Annotated in this window: 12 protein-coding genes; 11 read left to right on the forward strand and 1 reads right to left on the reverse strand. The window is 67.8% G+C overall.

Annotated features, from left to right (window positions below):
• Positions 1 to 113 precede the first annotated feature (113 nt).
• From RT97_RS27400 to RT97_RS27430, 7 genes are all read left to right on the forward strand, one after another.
• Positions 114 to 1,790, forward strand: coding sequence for an AMP-binding protein (locus RT97_RS27400; RefSeq protein WP_042582022.1), 1,677 nt, complete (start codon positions 114 to 116; stop codon positions 1,788 to 1,790).
• On the forward strand, positions 1,787 to 3,475 hold the full coding sequence (locus RT97_RS27405) for a carboxyl transferase domain-containing protein (protein WP_042582023.1): 1,689 nt from the start codon (positions 1,787 to 1,789) through the stop codon (positions 3,473 to 3,475). Before RT97_RS27400 ends, RT97_RS27405 begins: the two co-directional genes overlap by 4 nt.
• A gap of 13 nt (positions 3,476 to 3,488) precedes the next feature.
• Positions 3,489 to 4,289, forward strand: coding sequence for an enoyl-CoA hydratase/isomerase family protein (locus RT97_RS27410; RefSeq protein ID WP_042582024.1), 801 nt, complete (start codon positions 3,489 to 3,491; stop codon positions 4,287 to 4,289).
• A 5-nt stretch (positions 4,290 to 4,294) separates the two neighbouring features.
• Positions 4,295 to 4,798, forward strand: a complete 504-nt coding sequence (locus RT97_RS27415) for an SMI1/KNR4 family protein (RefSeq protein ID WP_042582025.1) — start codon at positions 4,295 to 4,297, stop codon at positions 4,796 to 4,798.
• A gap of 13 nt (positions 4,799 to 4,811) precedes the next feature.
• Positions 4,812 to 5,486 (forward strand): DUF4126 domain-containing protein, encoded by a 675-nt coding sequence (locus tag RT97_RS27420; RefSeq protein ID WP_042582026.1) that lies wholly within the window; start codon positions 4,812 to 4,814, stop codon positions 5,484 to 5,486.
• Positions 5,479 to 7,479, forward strand: coding sequence for an acetyl-CoA carboxylase biotin carboxylase subunit (locus RT97_RS27425; protein ID WP_042582027.1), 2,001 nt, complete (start codon positions 5,479 to 5,481; stop codon positions 7,477 to 7,479). The genes RT97_RS27420 and RT97_RS27425 overlap by 8 nt, the downstream gene beginning before the upstream one ends.
• Before the next feature lie 94 nt (positions 7,480 to 7,573).
• Complete coding sequence (locus RT97_RS27430) at positions 7,574 to 8,524, forward strand: DUF4349 domain-containing protein (RefSeq protein ID WP_042582028.1); 951 nt, start codon at positions 7,574 to 7,576, stop codon at positions 8,522 to 8,524.
• A 28-nt stretch (positions 8,525 to 8,552) separates the two neighbouring features.
• Here the strand turns inward: RT97_RS27430 and RT97_RS27435 are convergent, their stop codons facing one another.
• Positions 8,553 to 8,867, reverse strand: a complete 315-nt coding sequence (locus tag RT97_RS27435) for an EthD family reductase (RefSeq protein ID WP_042582029.1) — start codon at positions 8,865 to 8,867, stop codon at positions 8,553 to 8,555.
• A gap of 91 nt (positions 8,868 to 8,958) precedes the next feature.
• Between RT97_RS27435 and RT97_RS27440 the strand changes: the two genes are divergently transcribed.
• From RT97_RS27440 to RT97_RS27455, 4 genes are all read left to right on the forward strand, one after another.
• Positions 8,959 to 9,879: a 2-hydroxyacid dehydrogenase gene (locus RT97_RS27440; protein WP_042582030.1), complete on the forward strand. Its 921-nt coding sequence runs from the start codon at positions 8,959 to 8,961 to the stop codon at positions 9,877 to 9,879.
• A 90-nt stretch (positions 9,880 to 9,969) separates the two neighbouring features.
• Positions 9,970 to 10,719 carry an IclR family transcriptional regulator gene (locus RT97_RS27445; RefSeq protein ID WP_042582031.1) on the forward strand — a complete coding sequence of 250 codons (750 nt, stop codon included), beginning with the start codon at positions 9,970 to 9,972 and terminating at the stop codon, positions 10,717 to 10,719.
• Positions 10,716 to 11,108 (forward strand): cupin domain-containing protein, encoded by a 393-nt coding sequence (locus RT97_RS27450; RefSeq protein WP_042582032.1) that lies wholly within the window; start codon positions 10,716 to 10,718, stop codon positions 11,106 to 11,108. Before RT97_RS27445 ends, RT97_RS27450 begins: the two co-directional genes overlap by 4 nt.
• Positions 11,109 to 11,133: 25 nt before the next feature.
• On the forward strand, positions 11,134 to 12,147 hold the full coding sequence (locus tag RT97_RS27455) for a Bug family tripartite tricarboxylate transporter substrate binding protein (RefSeq protein WP_042582033.1): 1,014 nt from the start codon (positions 11,134 to 11,136) through the stop codon (positions 12,145 to 12,147).
• Positions 12,148 to 12,227: the final 80 nt, after the last annotated feature.

Consider the following 12,227-nt stretch of genomic DNA (forward strand, 5'->3'; position numbering starts at 1 on the left):
GGGGGGGCTCGCGGCAATCGATGAAGCACAGCGCCTGACAAATGCCGCTTGCCCCCATCCCAACCTTCCCCCGGAAGGGGAAGGAGCAAGACAAAAGAGACAAGGACCTGAACATGACTGCTGCGTTGACCGAGAGCTACGGCAAGGGCACCACCGACGTCCCGCTGATCGAGCAGACCATCGGCGACTTCTTCGACGACATGGTCGCGAGGCAACCCGACCGCGAAGCCCTCATCAGCCGCCACGAAGGCAAGCGCTTCACCTACCGCGAACTGCAGGCCGAATCGAACCGCCTCGCGAGCGCGCTCCTGAACCTGGGCCTCGTGCCCGGCGACCGCGTCGGCATCTGGTCGCACAACAACGCGCCCTGGGTGCTGATGCAGATCGCCACCGCCAAGGTCGGCCTGATCCTCGTGAACATCAACCCGGCCTACCGCACCTCCGAGCTCGAATACGCGCTCAACAAGGTCGGCTGCAAGGTACTGGTGACGATGTCGCAGTTCAAGACGAGCGATTACCTGGGCATGCTGCGCGAGCTGGGCCCCAGGCGCCTGCCGCAACTGCAGCGCACCTTCTGGATCGACGGAAAGGCCGCTGCCGATGTGCAAGAGCCCGGCATGCAGCGCTTCAGCCAGTTGCTCGCGAGCGGCGACGCGTCCGACCCGCGCGTGGCGCAGGTCCAGAAGACGCTGAAGGCCACCGACCCCATCAACATCCAGTTCACCAGCGGCACCACGGGCTTTCCGAAGGGCGCGACGCTCACGCATCGCAACATCCTGAACAACGGCTTCTTCATCGGCGAGTGCATGAAGCTCTCACCCATCGACAAGCTCTGCATTCCGGTGCCGCTGTACCACTGCTTCGGCATGGTGCTGGGCAACCTGGCCTGCCTCACGCACGGCTCGGCGATCGTGTATCCGAACGACGGCTTCGACCCGCTCACGGTGCTGGAGACCGTGCAGGCCGAGAAGTGCACGGGCCTGCATGGCGTGCCCACGATGTTCATCGCCGAGCTCGACCATCCGCGCTTCAAGGAGTTCGACCTTTCCACGCTGCGCACCGGCATCATGGCCGGCTCGCCGTGCCCCATCGAGGTGATGAAGCGCGTGGTGAACGAGATGCACCTGGGCGAAATCACCATCGCGTACGGCATGACCGAGACCAGCCCGGTGAGCTGCCAGAGCAGCACCGACACGCCGCTGGACAAGCGCGTGTCCACCGTCGGCACGGTGCAGCCGCACCTGGAAGTGAAGATCATCGATCCGGAGACCGGCGCGCTCATGCCCATCGGCAAGTCGGGCGAACTCTGCACGCGCGGCTACTCGGTGATGCACGGCTACTGGGAAGACGAGCCGAAGACGCGCGAAGCCATCGACGCCGAGCGCTGGATGCACACCGGCGACCTCGCCACCATGGACGCCGAGGGCTACGTGAACATCGTCGGCCGCATCAAGGACCTGGTGATCCGCGGCGGCGAGAACATCTACCCGCGCGAGATCGAAGAGTTCCTGTACCGCCACCCGAAGGTGCAGGACGTGCAGGTGGTGGGCCTGCCGGACAAGAAGTACGGTGAAGAACTCTGCGCTTGGATCATCGTCAAGCCCGGCCAGGCCGCGACCGACACCGAGATCCGCGACTTCTGCAAGGGCCAGATCGCGCACTACAAGGTGCCGAAATACATCCAGTTCGTCACCGAGTTCCCGATGACGGTGACCGGCAAGATCCAGAAATTCAAGATCCGCGATGCCATGACCGAGCAGCTCGGTCTCACGCAAGAAAAGACAGCATGAGCAAACTCGAAACCAAACTCAACGCCCGCTCGGCCGACTTCCAGGCCAACGCCGCGGCCATGCGCGCATTGGTCGATGACCTGCACGCGCAGTTCGCGAAAGTGGAGCAAGGCGGCGGCGAGGCCGCACGCGCCAAGCACACCGCGCGCGGCAAGCTGCTGCCGCGCGACCGCGTGGCCGAGCTGCTCGACCCGGGCACGCCGTTCCTCGAAATCGCGCCGCTGGCCGCGCATGCGATGTACCTCGATGCCAAGGGGGCCGAATCGGCGCCCGGCGCCGGCATCATCACCGGCATCGGCCGCGTGAACGGTGTGGACTGCATGATCGTCTGCAACGACGCGACGGTGAAGGGCGGCACCTACTACCCGATGACGGTGAAGAAGCACCTGCGCGCGCAGGAAGTCGCCGAGCAGAACCGCCTGCCCTGCATCTACCTGGTCGACTCGGGCGGCGCGAACCTTCCGAACCAGGACGAGGTGTTCCCCGACCGCGACCACTTCGGCCGCATCTTCTACAACCAGGCCAACATGAGCGCCCAGGGCATTCCGCAGATCGCGGTGGTCATGGGCTCGTGCACGGCAGGCGGCGCGTACGTGCCGGCGATGAGCGACGAATCGATCATCGTGAAGAACCAGGGCACCATCTTCCTGGGCGGCCCGCCGCTGGTGAAGGCTGCCACGGGCGAGGTCGTGACGGCCGAAGACCTCGGTGGCGGCGACGTGCACACGCGCCTGTCGGGCGTGGTCGATCACCTCGCGCAGAACGACCTGCATGCGCTGGCGCTCGCGCGTTCGGCGGTGGCGAATCTGAACCGCCGGTCCGCTACCCCGTCCACCGTTCGGGCTGAGCCTGTCGAAGCCAGCTCACCGGCCGCCGCAAGCACTTCGACAAGCGCGGCCCGAACGGGTGGGGTGGTGCCTCCTCAGTTCCCCCGCGAAGAGCTCTACGGCGTGATTCCCACCGACACCCGCAAGCCCTTCGACGTGCGCGAGATCATCGCGCGCATCGTCGACGGCAGCGAATTCCACGAGTTCAAGGCCCGCTTCGGCGCCACGCTGGTCTGCGGCTTCGCGGAGATCGAGGGCATGCCCGTGGGCATCATCGCCAACAACGGCATCCTGTTCAGCGAGTCGGCGCAGAAGGGCGCGCACTTCATCGAGCTGTGCTGCCACCGCAAGATCCCGCTGGTGTTCCTGCAGAACATCACCGGCTTCATGGTGGGCCGCAAGTACGAGAACGAAGGCATCGCGCGCCACGGCGCCAAGATGGTGACGGCCGTGGCCACCGCCAACGTGCCCAAGTTCACGATCATCATCGGCGGCAGTTTCGGCGCCGGCAACTACGGCATGTGCGGCCGTGCGTACAGCCCGCGCTTCCTCTGGATGTGGCCCAACGCGCGCATCAGCGTGATGGGCGGCGAGCAGGCCGCGAGCGTGCTGGCCACGGTCAAGCGCGACGGCATCGAGCTCAAGGGCGGCAGCTGGAGCAAGGACGAGGAAGAAGCCTTCAAGGCGCCGATCCGCCAGCAGTACGAAGACCAGGGCCACCCTTACTACGCGACTGCGCGGTTGTGGGACGACGGCATCATCGACCCGGCCGACACGCGCCGCGTGCTCGCACTGGGCCTGGCCGCATCGCGCAATGCGCCGATCCCCGAGCCGAAGTTCGGCATCTTCCGGATGTGAGGCGGGGCACGGCATGAGCAGCACCTTCACCAAACTCGATCTTTCCATCGAGGGCGCCGTCGCCCGCATCTGGCTCGACCAGCCCGACGCACGAAACGCTTTCGACGACGTCGTGATCGCCGAGCTGACCGAGGCCTTCTCCGAAGCCGGCGCCGCGCCGCAGGTGAAAGCCATCGTGCTCGGCGCGAATGGCCCGGCCTTCTGCGCAGGCGCCAATCTCAACTGGATGCGCCGCATGGCCGACTACACGCGGGGCGAGAACATCGCCGATGCGGGCAAGCTGGCAGCCATGCTGCGCACCATCGCCGAGTGCCCCAAGCCGACCATCGCGCGCGTGCAGGGCGATGTGTACGCGGGCGGCATGGGCCTCGTCGCGGCCTGCGACATGGCGGTGAGCGTGGACACCGCCTGGTATTGCCTGAGCGAAGTCAAGATCGGCCTCGTGCCGGCAACCATCAGCCCTTACGTGCTGCGCGCGATGGGCACGCGCGCCTCGCAGCGCTACTTCCTCACGGCCGAGCGCTTCACCGCCGGCGAGGCGCACCGCATCGGCTTCGTGCATGAAGTGGTGGCCGCCGATGCGCTGGACGCCAAGGTCGATGAACTGTTGAAGGCGCTGACCGGCGCGAGCCCGGCCGCCGTGCGCGCCTGCAAGCAACTGATTGCGGACGTGGACGGCCGCGAGATCGACGATGCGCTGATCGCGAAGACGGTCGAAGGCATTGCCGACATCCGCGCGAGCGACGAAGGCCGCGAGGGCGTGCAGGCCTTCCTGCAGAAGCGCAAGCCCTCGTGGCTCGAGGCGAAGGCCTGACGCGCATGCCGCACCACGCCCTCATCGAACGCATGGACGCCTGGCTGGCCGCGAACCGCGCGGACTACCACGCGGCGCTACAGCCCGGCGTGAGCGATGCGGCGCTCGACGCCTTCGAAGCGAAGTTCTCGCTGAAGCTGCCCGAGGCCTTTCGCGCGCTCTACCGCTGGCGCGACGGCCAGCCGAACAGCAGCTTCGACAGCCTGCGGGACAACCGCATGTTCAGCGCGCTCGAGGACATCGCCGACACGAAGGAGATGCTGGACGAAATGATCGGCACCGACTTCGAAGACCCCGCCACCTGGCGGCGCGGCTGGGTGCCCTTCCTGTCGAACGGCGGCGGGAGCTATCTGTGCGTGGACATCGACGCCGAAGGCGGCGGACAGCCCGGGCAGCTCATCGCCTTCTGGAAAGCGGACGAAGACCGCCCCGTAGAGCACGCCAGCGTTGAGGCCTGGCTCGCCGACCTCGTGGCTTCCATGGAAGCCGGCACGATCGAATTCGACTGAGAAAGGCCGCGCCATGAACACCAGCCTCGACATGCCCCAACTGCTCGCCCTGGCCGCCGCCATCGGCTGGGCCAGCGGCGTGCGCCTGTACCTCGTCGTGCTGCTGACCGGCGTCGTCGGCTACTTCGGCTGGGTGCCGCTGCCCAGCGGCCTGCAACTGCTGGCGCATCCGGTGGTAATCGCAGCCAGCGGCTTCATGGTGTTCATCGAGTTCTTCGCCGACAAGATCCCGGGGCTGGATTCGCTCTGGGACGTGGTGCACACCGCGATCCGCATCCCCGCAGGCGCCGCGCTCGCGGCCAGCGTGTTCGGCGCGGACCATGGCGTGATGGCCATCGTCGCCGCGCTGCTCGGCGGCAGCTTCGCGGCCACCGCGCACGCGGCCAAGGCCACGACGCGCGCGGCCATCAACACCTCGCCCGAGCCGTTCTCGAACGTGGGCGCCTCGCTGGTCGAAGACACGATGGTGCCGGCCGGGCTGTGGCTCGCGGTGGCGCATCCGCTCGTCTTTCTCGTGCTGTTCGTCGTCGTGCTGGTGCTCAGCGTGTGGCTCATCCGCAAGAGCTGGCGTTTCTTGCGCGCTCTGTTCAGCCGCGTGGCCCGCATCTTCAGCGGCCGACCCGATCCGGGCGTCGTGCCTGCGTTTCAACTGAAAAAGAATCCTCCGGGAGACACTCCGAATGTTTAAGAAGATCCTCATCGCCAACCGTGGCGAGATCGCCTGCCGTGTTGCAGCAACCGCACGCCGCATGGCCATCCGCACGGTCGCCGTGTATTCCGACGCCGACGCGCATGCCAACCACGTGCGCGCCTGCGACGAATCGGTGCACATCGGCGGCAACGCGCCCAAGGAAAGCTACCTGCGCTGGGAGCGGATCCTCGAAGCCGCCAAGGCCACGGGCGCCGAGGCGGTGCACCCCGGCTACGGTTTCCTGAGCGAGAACGAGGAGTTCGCGCAGGCCTGCGCCGACGCGGGGCTGGTCTTCATCGGCCCGCCGCCTTCGGCGATCAAGGCAATGGGCCTGAAAGCCGAGTCGAAGCAACTGATGGAAAAGGCCGGCGTGCCGCTGGTGCCCGGCTACCACGGCCACGACCAGGATCCGGCGCTGCTGCAGCGCGAGGCCGACCGCATCGGTTACCCGGTGCTCATCAAGGCGAGCGCGGGCGGCGGCGGCAAGGGCATGCGCGCGGTCGACAAGGCTGCCGACTTCGAGGCGGCGCTCGCCTCGTGCAAGCGCGAAGCCATCAACAGCTTCGGCGACGACGCGGTGCTGATCGAGAAATACGTGCAGCGCCCTCGCCACATCGAGATCCAGGTGTTCGGCGATACGCACGGCAACTATGTCTACCTCTTCGAGCGCGACTGCTCGGTGCAGCGCCGCCACCAGAAGGTGCTGGAAGAAGCGCCCGCGCCCGGCATGACCGAGGAGATGCGCAAGGAAATGGGTGATGCGGCCGTGGCCGCTGCGCGCGCGGTCAACTACGTGGGTGCAGGTACGGTGGAGTTCATCGTCGAGCAGCGCGAAGGCGGCGAGATGAACTTCTTCTTCATGGAGATGAACACGCGCCTGCAGGTGGAGCACCCGGTGACCGAAGCGATCACCGGCCTCGACCTGGTGGAGTGGCAACTGCGCGTGGCCTCCGGCGAGACGCTGCCTGCCAAGCAAGCGGACCTGCAGATCCACGGCCATGCGATCGAAGCGCGCATCTGCGCCGAGAACCCCGACAACAACTTCCTGCCCGCCACCGGCACGCTGCGCGTGTACCGCAAGCCGCAGGCCACGGCCTTCCAGCGCAGCCGCGTGCGCATCGACGACGGCGTGCGCGAGGGCGGCGAGATCTCGCCGTTCTACGACTCGATGATCGCCAAGCTGATCGTGCACGGCAGCACGCGCGCCGAGGCGCTGGCCCGGCTCGACGCCGCGCTCGCGCAGGTGCAGATCGTGGGCGTGGCGACCAACGTGCAGTTCCTGCGCGGCATCCTGGCGACCGAGTCGTTCTCGAAAGCGAACCTGGACACCGCGCTGATCGAGCGCGAGCGCGCGGTGCTGTTCGACCGCGAGGCGCTGGGCCTGCCCTTGGCGGCTGCCGCCGCGATCACGCGCACGCTGGTCACCGAGTGGCCCGCGAAGATGCCCGACCCCTTTGCCCGCCGCGACGGCTGGCGCGCGCTGGGTGAATACCGGCGGCACTTCGACTTCGAGTTCCGCGGCGCCGAGCAGGCGGCCGTGCTGACCTACAAGCGCGATGGCGGCCTCTGGCTCGAAGCCGGCGGCACGGCCGGTCCGCTGGTCATCGGCCAGTTCCCCACGGGCGAGTTCGAGGTCGAGTTCGCCGGTTCGCGCCAGACGCTCGACGTGCACCTGGACGGCGCCACGGCCCACGTGTTCGCCGCCAAGGGCGCCACGAAGATCACCGCCATCGACCGCCTCGCCCACGCGGGCGATACGCAGTCCGAAGGTGGCCGGCTCACCGCGCCGATGCCCGGCAAGGTCGTGTCCTTCGCGGTGAAGGCGGGCGACAAGGTCAGCCGCGGCCAGCCGCTGGCCGTGATGGAGGCCATGAAAATGGAGCACACCATCGCAGCGCCTGCCGACGGCACGGTCGAGGAACTGATGTTCTCGCCCGGCGAGCAGGTGGCCGAGGGCGACGAACTGCTGCGGATGGCCGCCGCCGCCTGATGGGCGTCGCGGGACTTTCCGCGAATTTCGTCAACCCCGTTTCGGGGGCTCGCCCGTATCAGCTGCGGTAGTCATCATTTCAAGGGATCTTTCCATGACGCATCGCACGCTCTCCGCTTCGCCTCGCCTTGCACGCCGCCGTGCGGGCTTCGCCACCCTTGCGCTGGTGGCCGCGCTCGCACTGGCCGGTTGCAACCGCGGCGAAGTCGCTTCGCTCGACGCGCCGGCGCCGCCGCCGGCCCCTGCATCTGCGCCTGCAGGCTTTGCGGGCGGCATGGCGATGAAGGAGCGCTCGCGCGGTGCACCGCAGGCGGAGCAGGCGGCCGATGCCGGCCAGGCCCAGGAGGCGCCGCTGCAGCGCTATCTCGCGGTGCGCCAGGACCTGAACGTCGAGGTGCCGCCCGAGCAACTGGCCGACGCCTGGGGCAAGGTGCGCGACCTCTGCGGCACGCTGCAATGCGAGCTGCTGTCGTCGTCGCTGCTGCGCGAGACGCCGCAGCAGCCCGGCAACGCCATGCTGGAGATGCGCGTGGCGCCGGCCGATGTCGACAAGCTGCTGAGCGGCCTGGCGGGCGTGGCCAAGGTGGTGTCGCAGAACACCACGAGCGAGGACAAGACGGCCGAGGTGATCGACGTCGAGGCGCGCATCAAGAACCGCATCGAGTTCCGCGACAGCCTGCGGCTGATGCTGCGCGACACCGTCACAAAGCGCACCATGGCCGACCTGCTGGCGATCCAGCGCACGCTGTCGGACACGCAGGCCGAGCTGGACGCCATCGCCACCCAGCGCAAGGTGCTGGAGCAGCAAACGAGCAAGCAGCACATCCAGATCCAGTTCACGCCGAGCCGCACGCTGGTGCAGAGCGGCCGCAGCTACAACCCGATGATGCGGGCGCTGCGCGAAGCCGGCTCGGTGCTGGCGGAGAGCGTGGGCGTGCTCATCACCTTCCTGGCGGCGGTGTTGCCGTGGTTGCTGCTGGTGGGGTTGCCGCTCGTGTGGCTGGTGCGGCTGGTGTGGCGCCGCCGCCGCGCGAAGGCGGCGTAACGAAGCGGAGGGAAAGGGCGGTGGGCGATCAGCCCACCACCACTTCGCTGATCTGCATGACCGGGGCGATGTCGGTGTAGTTCCTGACGTCGCCCAGGATTTCCTTGGCATGCGGGCCGAACGCGGCCTGGAAGGACTCGACCGATTCGCAGAACACGTGGCACATGCCGACGTAGGTAGGGGGCGATCCGGGGGCGCCGCCCGCCAGGCCCTTGTCGACGGTGTACGAGAGGCAGGCGTCGCCCATGCGGGCCTTCAGGAGCGGCATGTGCTTGTCGCGGTAGTAGGCGTGGTCGAAGCGGGCGTCGGCCGTATAGGGGTACATCACGCTGACTTTGATCATGGGAGTCTCCTGAGGGGTGGGGGTGTGAGGTGGTGTTCGAGCATAGCCATCCATGCGCGCCGCGTCAGCGGCGTCACTAAGATTCGTCCCCATGCGAATCACCGTCTACCTCACCGACAACCGCCCAGACCCCTGGATCGAAGGCCTCAAGGCCGAACTCCCCGATGCCGTCATCGAAGCCTGGAAGCCCGGCGCACCGCAAGCCGACCATGCCGTGGTGTGGGCGCCGCCGCAGGAATTCCTCGACGAGCAGCCCGGGCTGCGCGGCCTCTTCAACATCGGCGCGGGCGTCGATGCGCTGCTCAAGCTCAAGGTGCCCGCGCACACGCGCATCGTGCGGCTCGACGATGCGGGCATGTCGGTGCAGATGGCCGAGTACGTGTGCCACACGCTCATCCGCCACTTCCGCGAGTTCGACGTGTACGAAGCGGATGCGCGCGAAGGCAAGTGGAGCTATCGCAAGCCGAAGCTGCGGCGCGACTTTCCGGTCGGGATCATGGGGCTCGGCGTGCTGGGCGAACGCGTGGCCAAGGCGGTCGCGCAGTTCGAGTTCCCGGTGCTCGGCTGGAGCCGCTCGCCCAAGGCCATCGACGGCGTGCAGGTGTTCAGCGGCGAGGCGCAGTTCGACGACTTCCTCGCATCCACGCGCGTGCTGGTCAACCTGCTGCCGCTGACCGACGCCACGCGCGGCATCCTGAACCGCAAGACGCTGGGCAAGCTGAAGCCCGGGGGCTACCTCATCAGCATCGCGCGGGGCGGGCACCTGGTCGAGGACGACCTCATTCCGATGCTGGACGCCTGCGAACTCGCGGGCGCGACGCTCGACGTGTTCCAGGTCGAGCCGCTGCCGGCCGACCACGCCTTCTGGCGCCACCCGAAGATCACCGTGACCCCGCACGGCTCGGCGCGCACGCTGCGAGAGGAGTCCATCGCGCAGATCGCCGGAAAGATTCGCGCGATGGAAGCCGGGCAGCCGATCAACGGCATCGTCGATCCCGAGCGCGGCTACTGACGCGATGCGCCGCAGACGGTCTCGCTGAAAGGAGGCGAACGAAGGGGAAACCCTGACGCTTTTGTTTTTCACATACGAGAAAATTTATTCATGGTTGTGAAAACAGCGTTTCGCGTGATCGAGATCGTCGAGCTCTTCGCCCGGGAGAAGCAGCCGCTGGCGCTGTCCGAGATGGCGCGGCTGCTCGACATGCCGGTGTCCAGTTGCCTCGGGCTCATCCGCACGCTCGAAGAGCAGGGCTACATGTACGAGACCGGCCGCCGCCAGGGCTACTACCCGACGGGCCGGCTGCTCGCGATGGCGCAGGTCATCGCCGCGCACGACCCGGTGCTCGACCGGGTGAGGGCCACGCTGGAAGAACTGCGCGACGCCGCCCGCGAGACCGTGGTGTTCGGCAAGTTCCGCGATGCGAGCCAGGTGGTGTACCTCGACGTGCTGAGCGCGCCGCAGCGCATCCGCTACACGGCCGAGTCGGGCGAGACGCGGCCGGCGTATGCCAATTCGCTGGGCCGCGCGCTGCTTTCCACGCTCGCACCCGAGGCGCGCCGCGCGCTTCTTGGCGGCATGGCGCTGCTGCCGCTGACCGACGCCACCCTCACCACCCCCGACGCCATCGAGGCCGAGCTCCAGCGCTCCGCCACGCGCGGCTGGTACGGCAACCTCGGCGAAAGCATTCCCGACCTGATCGGCCTCGCGTGGCCGCTGCGCATCGGTGGCGAGGCCTATGCGATCTCGGTCGCCGGCCCGCGCTACCGCATGGAGCCGCGCATCGAGGAGATCGCGGCGATGCTGCGCTCGGCCTGCCTCGCGATCGAACCCAAGACTGAGACCCCCCGATGACCACGACCACCGCCTCTCGCTACTTCATCCGCGAAGCCGACATCGCCGGCTACCACCCCGCCAACCACACGGGCACCCTGAACAAGCGCCTGATCGGCCCCGAGACCGTGGGCGCGAAGCAGCTCGAGGTGCTGGTGGGCCACATCCAGAAGGGAAAGGGTGCGCTGCCGCATGCGCACCCTGGCATCGAGCAGGTCTGCTACATGCTCGAAGGCCGCGCGGTCGCCGAGGTGGGCGGCCAGCGGCAGGAGCTGCACCCCGGCGACAGCTGCTTTTTCCCGGCCGACGCGATGCACACCTTCACGGTGGTGAGCGACGAGCCGGTGCGCGTGCTGGTGATCTACAGCCCGCCGTACGAGGAACTGCCGGAGCGCGTGATCCGGCCCTGAACGACAACCACCCGGAGACAAAACCATGCAGACGAAGAACGCGACAGAAACAGTCGCGGTGGAAAGCCGCCGCCGTTTCATTTCCATCGGCGCAGCGGCGGGCCTTGCAGGCGCCGCGCCCTGGGCCTTTGCGCAGGACGGCGGCTATCCGAAGCAGCCGATCCGGCTGGTCGTGCCCTTCGCGGCCGGCAGCGGCACCGACGCGGTGGCGCGCATCACGGGCCAGATGCTGGGCGAGGCCCTGAAGGGCTCGGTCATCGTCGACAACAAGGCGGGCGCCAACGGCGTGATCGGCGCGGAGGCGGTGGCCAAGGCGCCGCCCGACGGCTACACGCTCTTCATGACCACCAACACCACGCACTCGGCCAATCCGAGCCTGATGAAGCACCTGCCCTACGACCCGGTGAAGGACTTCGCGCCCGTCAGCCGCATGGGCAACCTGCCGTTCATGCTGGTGGTCAACAACGACCTGCCGGTGAAAAGCGTGGCGGAGCTCCTGGCCTGGGGCCGCGCGCACCCCGGAAAGCTCACCTATGCGAGCGGCAACAGCACCGGCATCGTGAGCGGTGCCACGCTCTCGCGCATGAGCGGCGTGCCGATGCTGCACGTGCCCTACAAGAGCACGCCGCCGGCGATCGCCGACCTGATCGGCGGGCAGGTGTCGATGATGGTGGTCGATCTCGCCGCGGGGCTCGCGACGGTGAAGGCCGGCAAGATGCGCGCGATCGCGGTCACCACGCAGGAGCGCACCAAGCTCTTTCCCGAGCTGCCGCCGCTGGCCGACACGCCCGAGCTCAAGGGCTTCGACATCACCTCGTGGAACGGCGTGTTCGCGCCGGCCGGCACGCCGCGCGACATCGTGCTCAAGCTCAACAAGGCGCTGTCGGACATGGCGAACGGCGCGGTCTTTCGCGAGCGCGTGAGCAAGCTGGGCTTCGATGCGTTCGGCAGCACGCCGGAAGAGCTGGGGGCATTCACCGTGTCGGAGCTGGCCAAGTGGAAGAAGCTGATCCAGGCGGCCGGCATCCAGCCCGAATGAGCGATCTGAATTTCTCCCTCCCCTCCCGGGGGAGGGCCGGGGTGGGGGCAAGCGGCGCATCCATCGGGCGCCCTGCCTGC

This window comes from Variovorax paradoxus, from assembly GCF_000834655.1.
GTDB classification, from domain to species: Bacteria; Pseudomonadota; Gammaproteobacteria; order Burkholderiales; family Burkholderiaceae_C; genus Variovorax; species Variovorax paradoxus_F.